The organism is Bradyrhizobium sp. G127 (genome assembly GCF_021502575.1).
GTDB lineage: Bacteria > Pseudomonadota > Alphaproteobacteria > Rhizobiales > Xanthobacteraceae > Afipia.
Genome location: NZ_JAKFGN010000001.1, coordinates 247,511 through 264,947, shown reverse-complemented (window position 1 = coordinate 264,947; position 17,437 = coordinate 247,511). Strand labels below are relative to the sequence as shown.

The following is a 17,437-nucleotide window of genomic DNA, read 5'->3' as shown; positions in this document are numbered from 1 at the left end:
GTGTCGTCTCCCGATGAAATTGAAAAGTTCCGGCGGACATCCGCCGGAACGGACGACGGCACCGATCCTCACGTCTTGCAGATCATCGCGCCGTCGCTGGCCGAGTTACGGCGCTTCGCGCGGCGCGTTTCAGAAAATAAATTTTCGGGAGTTTGAAACTTTTGCAGAAGCGGAACGTGCGGGCGATGCGAGCACAATGCGCTCCCTCTCCCCGTTTACGGGGAGAGGTGAAGCGACGCAAAGACCCGTTACAACGTCGCGCTGATAAAACTCCGGTTCCAGGTCGGCGCGATCAGGATCTCGTTGATGCAGGCGCGCGGCGGCATCGAGGCAACAAACGCGATGGTGCGGCCGAGGTCTTCCGGCTGCAGCATCTTCGCCATCTCCTCGTCGCTCGGCACCACCGGACGCAGCTTGAGAATCGGCGTCGCGACTTCGCCCGGAGAGAGACACGTTGCGCGTAACCCGTTCTTGTATTCATCCATGTTGAACGAATGGGTCAGCGCCAGCACCGCGTGCTTGGTGGTGGTGTAGGCAGGCCCCGTCATCTTCGAGACATGACGTCCCGCCCATGAGGCGACGTTGATGATGACGCCGTCCTTCTGCGCGCGCATCGTCGGCAGCACCGCGCGCATGCAATACATCACGCCGTTGAGATTGATGTCGACCAGCTTGTCCCAGCCCTCGGTGGTGATGTCCTCCCAGCTTCGCTTCGGCACGTTGACGCCGGCGCTGTTGACCAGAAGATCGATGCGGCCGTGTTTGGCGACAATCGCCTTCGCCACCTTCTCCGCGTCCGCCGCGCTGGAGACATCGAGCACCATCGCTTCCGCCTGCCCGCCGTCCTTCGCGATCCCTGCCACGGCCTCGTCGAGCACGTCCTTGCGGCGGCCCGAGATCACCACGGTCCAGCCTTCCTTCGCCAGCGCCTGCGCGCCCGCGAGGCCGATGCCGCTTCCTCCGCCTGTGATCCAGGCCACACGATTCTTGTTATTGCTCATGCCGGTTGTCTCCGTTGCTGCGAGTGATGGTTTTGGTGTACTCAAAACCGGAAAAATCCGATTTCTCCCGATGGAATGTTGCATGAACGCGAGCGCGAACGCCAACCTGTTTTCCCGCCTGTTCGACGGACTGACCGACACCGGCCGGCTGGCCATCGAGACCGCCGACGGCGCGCGGATCAGCTATGCCGATCTGATCGCGCAGGCAGGCCGGGTGGCGAATGTTCTCGTCGCGCGCGGCGTCAAGCCGGGTGACCGTGTTGCAGCGCAAACCGAAAAGTCGGTGGAAGCGCTGGTGCTGTATCTGGCGACGGTGCGCGCCGGCGCGGTGTACCTGCCCCTCAACACCGCCTACACGCTGGCCGAACTCGAATACTTCATCGGTGACGCCGAGCCGTCATTGATCGTATGCGATCCGTCGAAGGCCGAAGGCATCGGCAAGCTCGCGGCGAAAGTGAACGCGAAGGTCGAGACGCTCGATGCCAACGGCAAGGGATCGCTGACCGATGCCGCCGCGAAGGCAAATTCCGAGTTCACCACCGTGGCGCGGGCCAGCGACGATCTCGCCGCCATTCTCTATACGTCGGGCACCACCGGCCGCTCCAAGGGCGCGATGCTGACCCACGACAATCTGGCGTCGAACTCGCTCTCGCTGGTGGACTACTGGCGCTTCACGCAAGACGACGTGCTGATCCACGCGCTGCCGATCTATCACACCCATGGCCTGTTCGTGGCGAGCAACGTCACGCTGTTCGCGCGCGCGTCGATGATCTTCCTGCCGAAGCTCGATCCTGAACTCATCATCAAGCTCATGAGCCGTGCGACCGTGCTGATGGGCGTGCCGACCTTCTACACGCGGCTGTTGCAGTCGCCGAACCTGTCCAAGGACTCCACGAAGCATATGCGCCTGTTCGTGTCCGGCTCCGCGCCGCTGCTGGCCGAGACCCATCGCGAATGGTCGGCGCGCACCGGACATGCGGTGCTGGAGCGCTACGGCATGACCGAAACCAACATGAACACGTCAAATCCTTACGACGGCGATCGCGTGCCGGGCGCGGTGGGCTTCCCGCTGCCGGGCGTCACGGTACGCGTTACCGATCCGGAAACCGGCAAGGAACTGGCGCGCGATTCCATCGGCATGATCGAGGTGAAGGGCCCCAACGTCTTTAAAGGCTACTGGCGGATGCCGGAGAAGACCAAGGAAGAACTTCGCGCCGACGGCTTCTTCATCACCGGCGATCTCGGCAAGATCGACCCGCGCGGCTATGTCCACATTATCGGGCGCGGCAAGGATCTGGTGATCTCCGGCGGCTTCAACGTCTATCCGAAGGAAGTCGAGAACGAGATCGACGCCATCCCCGGCGTGATCGAGAGCGCGGTGATCGGCGTGCCGCATGCGGACTTCGGCGAAGGCGTCACCGCCGTGGTGGTGAAAGACAAGGCGGCGACATTGAACGAGGCTACTGTTGTCAGTGCGCTCGACGGCCGGCTGGCGAAATTCAAGATGCCGAAGCGCGTGATCTTCGTCGACGACCTGCCGCGCAACACCATGGGCAAGGTGCAGAAGAACGTGCTGCGGGACAGCTACAAGAATATTTACAAAGCTTAGGAGCTTCGATTTCCGAACGCTCTCTCCACGTCGTCCCGGCCTGCGCCGGGACGACCAGTTGAGAGTTCGCGCGTCATAACAGCGCGCCTCAATACCCTGTCGCCAGACTGACGACGAAACGCGAACTCACCACCAGCAGATAAATTCCGAACGCGATTTCGAGTTTGCGCTTGGTCATGAGATGCGCGACGCGCACGCCGAGCGGCGCGATCAAAAGGCTGGTCGGCATTACCAGCAGCGCGCCGATGATCGAGATGTAGCCGATGGCAAAAGGCAGTTGCAGCGCCGCCACTTCCGGAAAGCGCGACGCCGCCGGCCAGCCCGCATAGATGTAGCCGATCGCGCCGGGAATCGAGATCAGCACCGCGAGGCCCGCCGACGTTCCGATCGCCTGATGAATCGGGCGGCCGTAGAAGGTCATCAGCAGATTGGAGAACAGCCCGCCGCCGATGCCCATCAGGGTCGAGAGCAGGCCGATGAAGAAGCCGTAGGCCTTCATGAACAGGCCCTTCGGCATTTGGTCGCCGAGCCGCCAGCTCTCCTTGCCGAGCAGCAGCCGCCCCGCCGCCGACCAGGCCACGCCGACGAACACAACCTTGAACAGTTTTTCCGGCGCATAGCGCGCGATCACGCTGCCCGCGATCACGCCGATCAGCACCGGCAGCGCCCACTTTTTCAGGATGTCCATGTCGACGCTGCCGCGCTGGTGATGGGCCTGCCATGAGCGGATCGAGGTCGGGATGATGATGGCCAGCGAGGTGCCGATGCACAGCGGCATCCGCACTTCCAGCGGCACGCCCGCGAGGCGGAAACATTCGTACAGCACCGGGACCAGCACGGCACCGCCGCCGATGCCGAAGATCCCCGCGAGAAAGCCCGCCAGCGCGCCGGTCATCACCAGCAACACAGCCAATTCAAGCAGTTCGGAGAGATTCAGTCCGGCGACCATGCTGCCAATCCCTTAGCATGCGGGACCCGATCCGGAAGCGCAGCATAAGATGAATCCAGTTTCACTTGCCGAAAGGGAACCGGGCGTCCGTGGCATACAAAGCCTAAGTATACCAGAGCGCCCAAGGAGACAATGGAAGCAGTGATCGAAAGTTCATTTGTTATTCAGTTCTGCGTTGCGCTCATTCGGCCGACTCCGTAAATAGAAACCCTCTAACAAGCGATCCCGCACAAGAAGTCGGCAGCGTTTTTCTGCCGCAAACCATTAAAAGTCGCCCATGGCTCCAAGGATCGACCGTCCGCTTTCACCTTTCATGACCTACCGCTGGACGCTGACGATGGCGATGTCCATCGTTCACCGCATCACCGGTATCGCGCTCTATGTCGGCACCCTGCTGCTGGCCTGGTGGCTGATCGCCACCGCCTCCGGCCCCGGCGCCTACGCCAATATCCAGGGTTTCACCTCGAGCTGGATCGGCCGCGTCATCGTGTTCGGTTACACATGGGCGCTGCTGCATCACATGCTCGGCGGCATCCGCCACCTGATCTGGGATCTCGGCTACGGCTTCGGCCCGTCCGAGCGCGAATGGCTCACCCGCGCGGCGCTGATCGGTTCCATCACCCTGACGATCGTGGTGTGGATCGTCGCCTACATGGTCGGAGGCGGACGATGAGCGTGCAGGAATCCCACGGCAATCCGAAAAAATCGCACTCCATGCGCACGCCGCTCGCCCGCGTCCGCGGACTCGGCTCCGCCAAGGGCGGCACCTCGGACTTCTTCCGCCAGCGCATCACCGCCATCGCCATGGTGCTGCTGTTCGTGCCGGTCATCATCGTCATCCTGTCGCTGCTCGGCCGCAATCAGGCCGGCGCGGCGCAGATCCTCGGCTCGCCGCTGATCGCGATCATCATGATCCTCTTCATCATCGCCAGCGTCTGGCACATGAAGATCGGCATGCAGGTGGTGCTGGAAGATTACGTCACCGACGAGAAGACCAAGCTCGCGGCGATCATCGCCAACAATTTCTTTTCGGCCGCGGTCGGTCTCGCATCGATCTACGCCATCATCAAACTGTCGTCTGGAGTTTAATCGATGGCGTCGAACGGCCAGAGCGCGCCTGCCGCGAACGGGCAGGCTTACCCGATCGAAGACCACACCTTTGACGTGATCGTTGTCGGCGCCGGCGGCGCCGGACTGCGCGCGGTGGTCGGATGTTCGGAGGCGGGACTGCGCACCGCCTGCATCACCAAGGTTTTCCCGACCCGCTCGCATACGGTGGCCGCGCAGGGCGGCATCTCCGCCTCGCTCGGCAACATGCACAAGGACGACTGGCGCTGGCACATGTACGACACCGTGAAGGGGTCGGACTGGCTCGGCGATCAGGATTCCATCGAATACATGGTGCGTCACGCGCCGGAAGCCGTCTACGAACTCGAACACTGGGGCGTGCCGTTCTCGCGCACTGAAGACGGCAAGATCTACCAGCGCCCGTTCGGCGGCATGACTCTCGACTACGGCAAGGGCCAGGCCCAGCGCACCTGCGCCGCCGCCGACCGCACCGGCCACGCCATGCTGCACACCATGTATGGCCAGGCGCTGCGCCACTCGGCGGAATTCTTCATCGAATACTTCGCCATCGACCTCATCATGGATGACCAGGGCGTGTGCCGCGGCGTGATCGCGCTCAAGCTCGACGACGGCACCATCCACCGCTTCCGTGGCCAGACCACGATCCTCGCCACCGGCGGCTACGGCCGCGCCTATGCGTCGTGCACCTCGGCGCACACCTGCACCGGCGACGGCGGCGGCATGGTGCTGCGCGCCGGCCTGCCGTTGCAGGATATGGAGTTCGTTCAGTTCCACCCGACCGGCATTTACGGCTCGGGCTGTCTGGTCACTGAAGGCGCCCGCGGCGAAGGCGGCTATCTGGTCAATTCCGAGGGCGAGCGCTTCATGGAGCGCTATGCGCCCTCCGCCAAGGACCTCGCCTCGCGCGACGTCGTTTCACGCGCGATGACCATCGAAATCCGCGAAGGTCGCGGCGTCGGCAAGAAGAAGGATCACATCTTCCTTCATCTCGACCATCTCGATCCGAAGATTCTGCACGAGCGCCTGCCGGGCATTTCGGAATCCGCGCGCATTTTCGCCGGCGTCGATGTGACCCGCGAGCCGATCCCGATGATTCCGACCGTGCACTACAACATGGGCGGCATCCCGACGAATTATCACGGCGAAGTCGTCACCAAGAAGGACGGCGACGACAACGCGGTTGTGCCGGGCCTGATGGCGGTGGGCGAAGCGGCCTGCGTCTCGGTCCATGGCGCGAACCGTCTGGGTTCGAACTCGCTGATCGACCTCGTGGTGTTCGGCCGCGCCGCAGCGCTGCGTTGCGCCGAGAAGCTGACGCCGAACGGCTCGCAGCCCGACCTGCCCGCCAACTCCGCCGAACTGGCGCTCGGCCGCCTCGATCACTTCCGCCATGCGTCCGGCGGCACACCGACCGCGAAGCTGCGCGACAACATGCAGCACGTGATGCAGAACAACTGCGCGGTGTTCCGCACCGGCGACGTGCTGAAGGAAGGCCAGGAGCTGATCCACAAGGTTCACGGCGGCATCGGCGACATTTCCGTGGCCGACCGCACGCTGGTGTGGAATTCGGATCTGATGGAAACCCTCGAATACGACAACCTGATCGTGCAGGCCGTGGTGACAATGGACTCCGCCGCCAACCGCACCGAAAGCCGCGGCGCCCATGCCCGCGAGGACTTCTCCGAGCGCGACGACAAAAACTGGATGAAGCACACGCTGTCGTGGATCGACGGCAAGGGCACCTCGACCATCGATTACCGCCCCGTGCACAACTACACGATGACCAACGACGTTCAGTACATTCCGCCGAAGGCGCGCGTGTACTGAGGGCACTGATTTGTCATGCGCGGGCATAGCCGTTCGAAGAACGGCGTTCTAAAAACGCCTATGCCCGCGCACCATCACACTGGAAGATGGATTGCCGGGTCAAGCCCGGCAATGACGCAGCAGAGACAGAGGCGAGACCATGGTTCAGTTCACACTGCCGAAAAATTCCACGATCAGCGGCGGCAAGGAATGGCCGAAGCCAGCCGGCGCGGCGCCCGACAAGCTGCGCGAATACAAGATCTATCGCTGGAATCCGGATGACGGCAAGAACCCGACCATCGACACCTATCATGTCGATACCGGCGACTGCGGCCCGATGATTCTCGACGCCCTCATCTGGATCAAGAACAACGTCGATCCGACCCTGACCTTCCGCCGCTCCTGCCGCGAAGGCGTCTGCGGCTCCTGCGCCATGAACATCGACGGCCAGAATACGCTGGCCTGCACCCGCGCGATGGACGAAGTCGAAGCCGGCCCGATCAAGGTCAACCCGCTGCCGCACCAGCCGGTGGTGAAGGACCTTGTGCCCGATCTCACAAATTTCTACGCGCAGTACGCCTCCATCGAGCCGTGGCTGCATACCACCACCGCCACCCCGCAGAAGGAATGGCGGCAGTCGCCGGAAGACCGCGCCAAGCTCGACGGTCTCTACGAGTGCATCCTGTGCGCCTGCTGCTCCACATCATGCCCGAGCTACTGGTGGAATTCGGACCGCTTCCTCGGCCCGGCCGCTCTGCTTGCCGCTGACCGCTGGGTGAAGGATTCCCGCGACGAGGCCACCGGCGAACGGCTCGACAATCTGGAAGATCCGTTCCGGCTCTATCGCTGCCACACCATCATGAACTGCGCGAAGGCCTGCCCGAAGGGTCTCAACCCGTCGGAAGCCATCGCCGACCTCAAATTGAAGATGGTCGAACGGCAGGTCTGACCGCCGGTTCCAGCGTCATCTGCAAATGTTTTATGTCATGCCCGGCCTTCGCGCCGGGCATCGGCATTTTTGACGCCAACCGGCAGATGCATCGAGCCAGGACAAGCCCGGCCATGACGGCTACTATATGCGGCTGGCACGCGCGATCTGCTTCGACTGACGAGCTCAATCCGGATGGACCTGCCCTCGCGCATCGAGATCATGAACTGGCTCACCGGCGCCGGCCTCTCCGGTGTGGCGGAGGCCGATCTCGTCCGCGAATTCTGCGAACGCTGCAGGACATCCGGACTGGAGCTGTCGCGCGGCCTCATTTTCATCGACACCCTCGATCCGATTTTCGAAGGCAGGGGCTTTCGCTGGAACGACGTCGAATCGAACGAGGCCGACGCCTTCGAATACGGGTCGACCCGCGAAGGCGAAGCCGCCGAAAGCTGGCAGCGCTCGCCGTTCTACGCCATGCTTCGGAACGGCCAGAACGAGCTTTGCATCGGCGACGAGCAGGCCTTCAGAATAACCTCGAACCTCGCGAACGACGGCCACAGGCATTTCGTGGCATTCATCCACCGGTTCGGGGACGCCGGAATCATCGGCGAAATGGATTGTGTCTATTCGCTCTGGTGCACGCGGCGTCACAACGGCTTCGATGACGATGCGCTCGGCGCCATGCGCGATCTCGTGCCGCTGCTGGGACTGGCGGTGAAATCGGCGGCGCACGCCCGTGTCGCGCGCACGCTCGGCCACGTCTATCTCGGCCGGGACGCCGCCGAGCGCGTGCTGAGCGGGCGCATTTCCCGCGGCGTCGCGGACCGCATCAACGCGGTGCTGTGGTTTTCCGATCTGCGCGGTTCGACCGCGATCGGCGAGGCGATGGATCCCGCCGAGTTCATCCCCTTTCTCAACGACTACGCCGACGCCGCCATCGGCGCGATTCACGACCAGGGCGGCGATGTTCTCAAGCTGATCGGCGACGGCGTGCTGGCCATCTTCAATGCCGACGACATGGAAGCCGCACGGCGCGCGGCGCTGCGCGCGGAAAATCAGTTCAGGAAAAACATCCAGACCGTCAACGCGCGGCGCGCCTCCGAGAACAGGCCCATCACGACCGCCTATGTGGGACTGCATGTCGGCGAAGTGTTCTACGGCAATATCGGCAGCGAGGACCGGCTCGATTTCACCGTGGTCGGTCCGGCGGTGAACGAAGTCAGCCGCATCGCGTCGATGTGCCGCTCCATCGAGCGGGAGCTTCTCGTCTCCTCGGCGTTTCTGGACGGCCTGGGCTCCGGCAACGGCCACTTCGTATCGACCGGCCGGTTCGCGCTGCGCGGCATCGGACGGGCGCAGGAACTGTACACGCTCGACCCCGCAATCAGGGCCGAAGGGCAGGCCGCCAGTCCGTTCGAGCGCTATCTGCAAGACCGTTGAGCAAGACCGTTGAGAATGAGTTCTTGAAACCTCCGTTGACCCGCGCGATGACTGGCGCATGAGCGAAGATCAAAAACCTTTCGGCAGCTATGCCCCCAACGCGCTGCAACGCGCGGTGATCGCCGCCGCGCACGGCTCCGGCCTCAAGCGCGGTGCGTTCCGGCCGTGGCTGTCCCGCCTCGTCCACCTGCTCGGCCCGGGGCCGGTCGATGCGACCTATCAGGGCGCGTCGTTCCGGCTGCATCATCTGGCCAGCGGCACCGAACGCGGCGCGCTGTTCAATCCCGACTACAATCTGCCCGAGCTGGATTTTCTGCGCGAGCACGTCCCGAAGGGCGGCGTGTTCATCGATGTCGGCGCCAATGTCGGCACCTATGCGGTGGCGCTGGCGAAGCACGTTGGCGCTGGCGGCCGCGTCATCGCCATCGAGCCGCTGCCGAGCGCGGGCGCGCGGCTTGCCTTCAACGCACAGGCCTCGCAACTGAGCAATCTCACTTTGGTAAAGGGCGCCGCGGGCGACACCGACGGCACGCTGAAGATCGAGACAGACGGCGGCAATCTCGGCGCCAGTCATGTCTCCGCCACCGGCGACGTCGAGGTGCCGTCGTACAAACTGCTCACCGTTTTGAACGACAACGGCATCACCCATGTCGACGCGCTCAAGATCGACGTCGAGGGCTACGAGGACCGCGTGCTGACGCCGTTTTTCCGCGACGCACCGCAGGCGCTGTGGCCGGCCGCCGTCGCCATCGAACATCTCGAGCAGAAGGCGTGGCAGGAAGACTGCATCAAGGGCATGATCGCGCGCGGCTATGCGGTGGCAGGCAAGACCCGCAGCAACACGCTGCTGGTACGGAGATAAGCGCAACACTCATTGCGTGAGATGCTCTACATGCAGGAGGCACGCATGATCGATCACATCGGTTTTCCGGTTTCCGACTACGAGCGTGCCAAAGCGTTCTACCTGAAAGCGCTGGCGCCGCTCGGCTACAGCATCGTGATGGAAATGCCCGGCGACATCAATCCGGGCGGACACCCCGCGGCCGGCTTCGGCGAAGGCGGCAAGCCGGATTTCTGGATCGGCGGGGAAGGCGCTCTCAGCAAACCGCTGCATATCGCGATCGTCGCCAGGACCCGCGCGGCGGTGGATGCATTCTACAAGGCGGCGATGGACGCGGGCGCGCGCGACAACGGCGCGCCGGGACTTCGCCCGCACTATCATGCGAATTATTACGGCGCGTTCGTGCTCGATCACGACGGTCACAACATCGAGGCCGTCTGCCACACGCCTACCTGAACGCCGGCAACACGAAGATCACGACATTGACCGCCATCGCCGCGGCGAACACCGCCGAGCGCAGCGGCGGCCTGTTGAAGACATACAACAGCGCGTGGGCGACGCGCAGCAGGATGTAGAGCGCGGCGAGCAGGTTCACCATCGCAGGCGGCGCGCCCATTGTGACCGCGATCAGCACCGCCGCCGCGAAGAACGGAAAACTCTCCAGCGCGTTCTGATGAGCGGCATAGGCGCGGCGGTGTTTCGGCGGCAGGTTGTCGTAGTCCTCGCGCGGATAGCGGTTGTCGCTGGGAGCGCCGCTCTTGGCGTATTTCGCCAGCGCATAAGGCAGCAGCGCCGCGAACAGCACGCACCAGTAAGCCAGCGGCATCCGACAATCTCCCCGAGGTTTGTTCCACCACTCTCCGGGGCTTTTCGCCGCGCTGTCAATATGCGGAACCGGGCGAGAGCGCGCGGCGTCCATCCGGAACATCCCTGTGCGGCATCCGTTGTCCCGTCGAAACAAACAGAAGGATAACCGATGGCGGACACATCCAGGGACACCGACCGCGTATGGGAGCTTGCGCAAAAAATCTCCATCGCCATGCTGGCGAGCTGGGACGGCCGCAATCCGCATTCGCGGCCGATGAGCGCGCACTGCGCACGCGACGAGAACGCGTTCTACTTTCTCGCCGACCGGCGTCATCACAAGGACGACGACATCCGGAAATTTTCCACCGTGTGCCTCGCCTTCGCCGATCCGGGCGACCAGAAATACGTCTCGATCACCGGCGAGGCCTCGGTGTCGAACGACCGGGCGAAGATCAAGGAGCTCTGGACGATGTGGGCGAAGGCCTGGTGGGAGTCGCCCGACGACCCGAACATCTGCGTACTGAAGGTGGTGCCGACCCAGGCCGAATACTGGGACACGCCCGGCAAGATCGTCAGCACGGTCAAGATGGCGGTGGCGGCCGCGACCGGCAGCCGTCCCGACATCGGCGAGAACCGCAAGGTCGCCATGTGAGGCCTCTCAGGTGAGCAAGGATGATGTAATGCAGGATCAGATTCCCGGCGTGGGCGATCCGCCCGACATTCCTCCGCCGACGCCGGGCACGCCGACGGAGCCGCCGCAGGAAAGTCCGCCCGGCAATCCGCGTCCGGAGATTCCTCCCGTGATCGACGATCCCGCCGATCCCGCCCCGCCGCGCGAGCTTCCACCGGACACACCGGAGGAAGCGCCTGTGCGCGGACCCGGTGCACCGCGACAGCCGCCGGGACCGATGTAGTTTTTATCTCGTTCGATTAACGTGCATTCATTCTCGCGCGCCGATTCGCGTTTGGAATCAAAATAGTTGGCGCATCGATGCGCTTCGCCACATTGCTGCCGCCTAATCACTATCGGCTGATTGACGGACACTTTCGCGCGACAGCGGTCTCACCGGCTGCTGTGTTTTCTTCTCACCCATAAGGTCATCATGAAGAACATTCGACTCATTCTGCTGACGACGACTGCAATCGCCGCGGTGCAACTCTCGCAGATGCCCGCGCATGCCGAGACGTCGCCATTCGTCGTCGCGCAGGCCGCCGCCCCGGCCCCGGCCGATCCGAACGCGCCGAAGGCTCCGCCGAAAGCGGCTCCACCCGCGCCGCCTGCCGCGCGCCCTGCGCCGCCGCCGCCGGCCGCGCGTCCCGCTCCTCCTCCACCACCCGCAGCGCGTCCTGCTCCGCCGCCGCCACCGGCTGCACGTCCCGCTCCGCCGCCGCCACCTGCGGCACGCCCAGCGCCTCCACCGCCGCCTGTTGCGCGTCCTGTCCCGCCGCCGCCTCCCGCAGCGCGTCCCGCTCCGCCACCACCGCCGGCTGCACCGAAGGCTGCGCCTCTGCCGCCTCCTGCAGCACCGAAAGCGGCTCCTCCGCCTTCGCCGCCTCCAGCCGCGGCTCCGAAAGCACCGTCCGCGCCGACGGCCGCTCCAACCGCACCACCGCCTCCGGCCGCGCGGACAGCTCCGCCTCCTCCTGCACCCGCTCCCGCACCGGGCGCAGCCCCCGCGCCTGCAACGGCGACACCGCCTGCTGGTGCGCCGTCGACCGCGCCTGCGGCACCGCGTCCTCTGAACGCGCCTCCGGTCGCGCCCGGCGTTCGCGACGTGACACCGCAGCGTACGCCCGCGCCGAATGGCGCAGCGCCATCGGCAGTACCTGCAACGCCAGGGGCAACTTCTCCGGCACCAGGGCAACCGCCTGCGCCGGGGCAGCCGACCCCGGACGGACGGCGCGGCCAGCGCCTTGGCCCACCGCCGGGAATGCCCGCCGGTACGCCAACTGCTCCGGCCACCGCGCCCATCGCAGCGCCGCTGCCGCCCGCCCCTGCGGTTCAGGCGACACCGATCCCGGTACAGCAGCCCGGCATGCGGCCGGTCGGACGTATGGATGACTTCCGCGGCCAGCGCCAGGAACGCACCGAGGGCGGCCGAACCATCATCACTGAACCGGGCCGCGTCATCGTGCGCGATCCGAACGGACAATCGTTCGTGCGTCACAACGACGTCGACCGCTTCCGTTACGGGGCGCGTGACGTGCGCGTCGATCGTCAGGGCAACGACAACCGCACCATCGTGGTCCGCCCCGACGGCACGCAGATCATCACCCTCAGCGACGATCGTGGCGGCCTGCTGCGCCGCAGCCGCCGCGGACCGGATGGCCGCGAGGTGGTGATCATCGACAACCGCCGCGGACCCGGCTTCGGCGCGGGCCTTGCGGCCGGTGTGGTCGCCGGTGCCATCGGCGGCTACTTCGTCTCGCTGCCGCCGCCGGTGCTGCGCATTCCGCAGAACCGCTACATCGTGGAGGCGGAAGATGCGCCGCCGGATCTGATCTACGACACGATGATGGCGCCGCCGGTGGAGCGCATCGAGCGTGCCTATACGCTCGATGAAATCCGCTACAGCCCGTCGGTGCGCCAGCGCATGCCGTCGATTGATCTCGACACCATCGTCTTCGAAACCGGATCGTGGGAGATTCCGCCCGATCAGGCCGGACGGCTGCAGGTGATCGCGGACGGCATCAACCGCACGATCCAGCAGAATCCGCAGACGGTGTTCCTGATCGAGGGCCACACCGACGCGGTCGGCAACGATGTCGACAACCTGTCGCTGTCGGACCGGCGCGCGGAATCAGCAGCAACCCTGCTGACCCAGCAGTTCGGCGTGCCGGCGGAAAACCTGACGTCGCAAGGCTACGGCGAGCAGTATCTCAAGGTGCCGACGGACGGACCCGAACGCCGCAATCGCCGCGTCACCGTGCGCAACATCACGCCGCTGCTCAACGGCGGCGAGGCCAACGCCACGCCGCGTTAATCCCTCACCGCAGCGAAACCTGAAAAGGCCGGGAGCAATCCCGGCCTTTTGTTATGACGCCGCGCGGGCGGAAAAAGACGCTCGCTCATCTCCCAATGTCGTCCGCGGCCTGCGCCGGGACGGCATCGATCTCGCTTTTCGGCACGCCGGCATCCTGTGGCGCGCCTTCCGTGAAACCATGAAACATCGCGCTTGCGACTTCCCGCTCGCGGCGGGCGATGATGCCAGCGACCCAGTTGTCGATCGCGCGTCCGATCCGCCGCAACAGGATGGCCGCAGCGATGCGGTAACCCGGCGGGATCGCGCCGGGCGATCCGGCATAAAATACAATGCTCATTGCCTGCTCCTTTGGTTGTGTCGGTCGCAGTGGCCGGCCAGCAGATGCCGCCCCGAGGTGCTTAACGCCTCGCTTCAAGCACCATGTTGAAGGGTGTAGCAGCCACCTTGCGGACGCTGGCGAACCCGCCCTCGCGGATGACGTCGGCAAGCCGCTTCTCGCCGGCCTGCGCGCCGAGCGCCCTGCCTACTTCCTGATTCATCGAGGTCGGAACGCAAATGTTCGTGGAGGACGCATAGTAGACGCGGCCCACCGGATTGAGATTTTCCGCGAGGCTGTCTCCCGCCATGGGCTCAACGAGCATCAGTGTGCCGTCGGGCTTGAGCACATCTTTCGCCCGGGACACCGCGCCGACCGGATCGCCCATGTCATGCAGCGCGTCGAACATCGTCACGAGATCGAAACCGGAGCCGGGAAAATCCTGCGCCTTCGCCACCTGAAAACGAAGATTCTTCAACCCATGACCATGGCTTCGTGCATGTGCGATCGACGCATCATGAAAGTCGATGCCAACGAACTCCGAGTTCGGAAATGCCTGCGCCATCAGCAGCGTCGATACGCCGTGCCCGCAACCGACGTCTGCGACGGTTGCGCCGCGCTCTAGCTTGGCGACAACGCCGTCCATAGCGGGCAGCCATTCCGCGACAAGGTGCGTCCTGTAGCCGGGCCTGAAGAAGCGCTCCACACCGCAGAACAGGCAATTGCAATGCTCCCCCCAGCCGAGTCCCTTGCCGGTCGTGAACGCATCCGCAAGCTTCGGCTCATCGGCGTAGATTGCACTCAGTGAAAAAAAGCCGCCGGTCATCAGCACGGGACTGTTCTCGTCGGCAAAAACCGCGGTCTGCTCCGGCGACATCGAAAACCTGTGGTCCTCGGCGTCGTATGTGACAAATCCCGAGGCGGCCTGCGACGACAGCCACTCGCGCACGTAACGCTCATGCGTGCCGGTTTTTTTCGCCAGTTCATCCGACGTCATGGGGCCAGCAGATAAAGCCCGGAACAGTCCGAGCTTGTCGCCGAGGATCACGAGCGCGGCATTGGACGCAGCGCCGATTTCATTCACAACGGTGCCGAGCAAAGGCTCGAGTCTGGTCATATCGAGGGTCATGATCTGATCTTTTCTGAAATGGGTTCGAGTGCGATATTTGATCGCGGGGTGAGATAGAACTTGGCCGCCCACAAGGTGAGAGGCAGAATGGCCGCTTTAGAGCCATTTGGGCCATTCGGCTGAAGCGATGAAAAAGCCTTTTCACGTCAGCATCGTTGTCTTTCCGGAATGCGACCCGTCGATCGTTTACGGCGTGTTCGACACGCTATGGGCCGCCGGGCGTTTCATGGGAGGCGGGCCGTCCGAACCGCTGTTTGAGCCGCGGATCGTCGGCGCTCATCACGGTCCCCTGCAACTGGTGACCGGCGTCAGCATCATTCCCCAGGACAGCATCGCCGATGTCGAGCAGACCGACATCGTGTTCGTGCCGAACGTCATTGTTGAAACGCCGGAAGCGCTGCGGGCTCTGGATCGCGACCTGCTGGAATGGATCAGCGCGATGAACGCGCACGGATCGCAGATCTATGCGGCTTGCGGCGGTTCGATGGTGCTGGCCGAAGCCGGCATTCTGGACGGACGCGAGGCAACAACGCACTGGACCTACGCGCCATTGTTTCGCGAGCAGTATCCCAATGTGACCCTGCATGTCGACCGGCTGCTCGTTCAGACCGGACAGGGGCACAGGGTGGCATGCTCCGGTGGAGCATCGTCATGGCAGGACCTGGCGCTGCTTCTTGTCGCCAAGCACGGCGGGACCAAAGAAGCCGTCCGGCTATCGAAGCTGTTCCTCTATCAGTGGCATCGCGACGGACAATTGCCCTACGCGTCCATGCTTCAGAACGCACACCATGGAGATGCAATCATCGAACGCTGCCAGCAATGGATTGCTCAGAATTACGACAAGCCCGATATCGTCACCAAGCTCGTGGAAGAGTCGTCGCTGCCCAAGCGCACGTTCGACCGGCGGTTCAAGGCCGCGACCGGCTATTCGCCGCTAGCCTATATCCAGGCTTTGAGAATCGAGGAGGCAAAACAGATTCTGGAGACGAGCGATATGGCTGTCGAGGCCGTGGGCCGCGAAGTCGGCTACGAGGACGCGGCGTCGTTCCGCCGGCTGTTTCGCAGATATGCCGGTCTGGGTCCTGGCGAGTATCGGCGCAAACTTCAGCCGCCCGATGTCATCCGAAGCGCGAACATGGACCTGCAAAAAGCGCGAAGCGGTTCAACTGCGATAAGCGGCCCGCGCGGAGGCGAAGCGGTATCGCTGAAGCCATGAAGCATCGAGCTTACGACTTCCCGCTCGCGGCGGGCGATGATTCCGGCGACCCAGTTGTCGATCGCGCGTCCAATCCGCCGCAGCAGGATCGCCGCAGCGATGCGGTAACCGGACGGGATCGCGCCGGGCGATCCGGCATGAAATGACACACGCATTCTTCAATTTCCTTTTGTTCTCTCACACGCGGTCCGCATCCCGCCTCAAGCGCTGAGCGCACGCGGCGGAATGCAGGCCTCGCAGATGGCCGCGACATGGCGATGGTCCGTGCCGCAGCAGCCGCCGAGAATGCGCATCCCCGGAAACGAGCGGCGCAGCGCGCGGTAGCGCTCACCGAGATCGAGCGGATCGCCGGCATCGAGCGTCTCGGACTCGTCGAGTTCGGCGTGGCTCTTGGTCGACGCATTGGCGCGGACGCCATGGACGCGTGCCACCCAGGCTTCGCCCGCCTGCAACGCCTGCTCGAAATGGACCGGGTGGGCGCAGTTGACCATGAAATATTCCGGCGCGTTCTGCGTCTCGCGGTCCACCGTCTCGATGGCTTCGCACAGGCTCTCGCCATTGACGAGACGGCCGTCGGTTTCCACCGTGAACGAAAGGGCGCAGGGCAGACCGGCGTTGCGGGCCGCGCGCGCGACGCCAATGGCCTCGTTGATGGTGTTGAGCGTGAACGCCGTCGTCATGTCCGCGCCGGCCTCGGCGAAGGCTTCGATCTGCGGGGCATGATAGGCCTCGGCCTCATCTGCCTCCATGTTGCCCGCCTTGTAGCCGTCGCCGCGCGGTCCGATCGCGCCGCTGATGACGCAAGGCATCTCCGCGCTCTCCCATTTTGCACGCAGGCCCTTGAGAAAGGCGATGGAGCTCATATTGACCGCCTTCAGCGCATCGGCACCGTAGCCGAGCTTGGCGCCCCAGTCCGGATTGGCGCGCCAGGTGGGGCTGTCGAGCACGAAGCCCACGCCGCGCTGGCGGGCGATGGCGAGATAGGACTCGTAATACTTCGCCAGCAGCGCGCGGCCCTGCGCCGTATCCATCAGCACGAACGAGGCGAAGTGCGGCAGCTCGACCCCCTCGTGAAAGATCAGCGTCGTTTCCATGCCGCCGTCGGTGAGAAAAGTCCCGCCACGGCGCTGCGGCAGGTCGTTCCGATATTTGGCCATCGCATATCTCCAGCTTGTCCGGTCCGTTCGTCGGACGACGGCTCGGTCGATTGGGCTGGAGAGATGCCGCAAGATGTCGCGGGCGGCTAGAATCCTTATGGTACGGCTGAAGCCGCCGCCCCGAAGTGCTATAAAATCAGATGTTTGATCGACCGGCCGGCG

At 64.1% G+C, this 17,437-nt stretch carries 20 protein-coding genes; 13 read left to right on the top strand and 7 right to left on the bottom strand.

The window, feature by feature from the left end; translation table 11 throughout:
• Nucleotides 1-248 precede the first annotated feature (248 nt).
• Complete coding sequence (locus tag LVY71_RS01320) at nt 249-1,001, bottom strand: SDR family oxidoreductase (protein ID WP_235097433.1); 753 nt, start codon at nt 999-1,001, stop codon at nt 249-251.
• Between the two features lie 82 nt (nt 1,002-1,083).
• Between LVY71_RS01320 and LVY71_RS01315 the strand changes: the two genes are divergently transcribed.
• On the top strand, nt 1,084-2,610 hold the full coding sequence (locus LVY71_RS01315; RefSeq protein WP_235097431.1) for a malonate--CoA ligase: 1,527 nt from the start codon (nt 1,084-1,086) through the stop codon (nt 2,608-2,610).
• An 88-nt stretch (nt 2,611-2,698) separates the two neighbouring features.
• On the opposite strand, the gene LVY71_RS01310 is transcribed toward LVY71_RS01315, so the two are convergent.
• Nucleotides 2,699-3,559 (bottom strand): sulfite exporter TauE/SafE family protein, encoded by an 861-nt coding sequence (locus LVY71_RS01310; RefSeq protein WP_235097429.1) that lies wholly within the window; start codon nt 3,557-3,559, stop codon nt 2,699-2,701.
• A gap of 277 nt (nt 3,560-3,836) precedes the next feature.
• Between LVY71_RS01310 and sdhC the strand changes: the two genes are divergently transcribed.
• The 7 genes from sdhC to LVY71_RS01275 all read left to right on the top strand — a co-directional run bounded on the left by sdhC (nt 3,837) and on the right by LVY71_RS01275 (nt 10,122).
• Entirely contained in the window at nt 3,837-4,232 is a 396-nt protein-coding gene (gene sdhC, locus LVY71_RS01305; protein ID WP_235097427.1) for a succinate dehydrogenase, cytochrome b556 subunit, read from the top strand.
• The gene (sdhD, locus tag LVY71_RS01300; protein ID WP_235097424.1) at nt 4,229-4,648 is read left to right on the top strand and encodes a succinate dehydrogenase, hydrophobic membrane anchor protein; all 420 of its coding nucleotides are present in this window, start codon (nt 4,229-4,231) and stop codon (nt 4,646-4,648) included. Before sdhC ends, sdhD begins: the two co-directional genes overlap by 4 nt.
• Nucleotides 4,649-4,651: 3 nt before the next feature.
• Nucleotides 4,652-6,475, top strand: a complete 1,824-nt coding sequence (sdhA, locus tag LVY71_RS01295; protein ID WP_235097423.1) for a succinate dehydrogenase flavoprotein subunit — start codon at nt 4,652-4,654, stop codon at nt 6,473-6,475.
• Between the two features lie 139 nt (nt 6,476-6,614).
• Nucleotides 6,615-7,403 carry a succinate dehydrogenase iron-sulfur subunit gene (locus LVY71_RS01290; RefSeq protein ID WP_235097421.1) on the top strand — a complete coding sequence of 263 codons (789 nt, stop codon included), beginning with the start codon at nt 6,615-6,617 and terminating at the stop codon, nt 7,401-7,403.
• 174 nt (nt 7,404-7,577) lie between these two features.
• A complete protein-coding gene (locus tag LVY71_RS01285) occupies nt 7,578-8,825 on the top strand; it encodes an adenylate/guanylate cyclase domain-containing protein (RefSeq protein ID WP_235097419.1) in 1,248 nt (415 codons plus the stop codon).
• 58 nt (nt 8,826-8,883) lie between these two features.
• The gene (locus LVY71_RS01280) at nt 8,884-9,687 is read left to right on the top strand and encodes an FkbM family methyltransferase (protein ID WP_235097417.1); all 804 of its coding nucleotides are present in this window, start codon (nt 8,884-8,886) and stop codon (nt 9,685-9,687) included.
• Nucleotides 9,688-9,732: 45 nt separating this feature from the next.
• Nucleotides 9,733-10,122, top strand: coding sequence for a VOC family protein (locus tag LVY71_RS01275; protein WP_235097414.1), 390 nt, complete (start codon nt 9,733-9,735; stop codon nt 10,120-10,122).
• Here LVY71_RS01275 and LVY71_RS01270 read toward each other — a convergent pair.
• The gene (locus LVY71_RS01270; RefSeq protein WP_235097412.1) at nt 10,115-10,492 is read right to left on the bottom strand and encodes an MAPEG family protein; all 378 of its coding nucleotides are present in this window, start codon (nt 10,490-10,492) and stop codon (nt 10,115-10,117) included. The two genes, LVY71_RS01275 and LVY71_RS01270, sit on opposite strands and share 8 nt — an antisense overlap.
• A 150-nt stretch (nt 10,493-10,642) precedes the next feature.
• On the opposite strand from LVY71_RS01270, the gene LVY71_RS01265 reads away from it, so the two are divergent.
• Complete coding sequence (locus LVY71_RS01265; RefSeq protein WP_235097410.1) at nt 10,643-11,125, top strand: pyridoxamine 5'-phosphate oxidase family protein; 483 nt, start codon at nt 10,643-10,645, stop codon at nt 11,123-11,125.
• Nucleotides 11,126-11,153: 28 nt separating this feature from the next.
• Complete coding sequence (locus LVY71_RS01260; protein WP_235097408.1) at nt 11,154-11,387, top strand: hypothetical protein; 234 nt, start codon at nt 11,154-11,156, stop codon at nt 11,385-11,387.
• A 205-nt stretch (nt 11,388-11,592) separates the two neighbouring features.
• Here LVY71_RS01260 and LVY71_RS22920 read toward each other — a convergent pair whose 3' ends face one another.
• A complete protein-coding gene (locus LVY71_RS22920) occupies nt 11,593-12,330 on the bottom strand; it encodes a hypothetical protein (protein WP_349629872.1) in 738 nt (245 codons plus the stop codon).
• A 74-nt stretch (nt 12,331-12,404) separates the two neighbouring features.
• On the opposite strand from LVY71_RS22920, the gene LVY71_RS22915 reads away from it, so the two are divergent.
• Entirely contained in the window at nt 12,405-13,457 is a 1,053-nt protein-coding gene (locus tag LVY71_RS22915; RefSeq protein ID WP_349629871.1) for an OmpA family protein, read from the top strand.
• Between the two features lie 85 nt (nt 13,458-13,542).
• On the opposite strand, the gene LVY71_RS01250 is transcribed toward LVY71_RS22915, so the two are convergent.
• The gene (locus tag LVY71_RS01250; RefSeq protein ID WP_235097405.1) at nt 13,543-13,794 is read right to left on the bottom strand and encodes a hypothetical protein; all 252 of its coding nucleotides are present in this window, start codon (nt 13,792-13,794) and stop codon (nt 13,543-13,545) included.
• A gap of 61 nt (nt 13,795-13,855) precedes the next feature.
• On the bottom strand, nt 13,856-14,902 hold the full coding sequence (locus tag LVY71_RS01245; protein WP_235097403.1) for a class I SAM-dependent methyltransferase: 1,047 nt from the start codon (nt 14,900-14,902) through the stop codon (nt 13,856-13,858).
• 127 nt (nt 14,903-15,029) lie between these two features.
• Between LVY71_RS01245 and LVY71_RS01240 the strand changes: the two genes are divergently transcribed.
• A complete protein-coding gene (locus LVY71_RS01240; protein ID WP_235097402.1) occupies nt 15,030-16,118 on the top strand; it encodes a GlxA family transcriptional regulator in 1,089 nt (362 codons plus the stop codon).
• Nucleotides 16,115-16,264 (top strand): hypothetical protein, encoded by a 150-nt coding sequence (locus LVY71_RS01235; RefSeq protein ID WP_235097401.1) that lies wholly within the window; start codon nt 16,115-16,117, stop codon nt 16,262-16,264. Before LVY71_RS01240 ends, LVY71_RS01235 begins: the two co-directional genes overlap by 4 nt.
• Nucleotides 16,265-16,318: 54 nt before the next feature.
• Here LVY71_RS01235 and LVY71_RS01230 read toward each other — a convergent pair whose 3' ends face one another.
• Nucleotides 16,319-17,275, bottom strand: coding sequence for a homocysteine S-methyltransferase family protein (locus tag LVY71_RS01230; protein WP_235097400.1), 957 nt, complete (start codon nt 17,273-17,275; stop codon nt 16,319-16,321).
• Nucleotides 17,276-17,437: the final 162 nt, after the last annotated feature.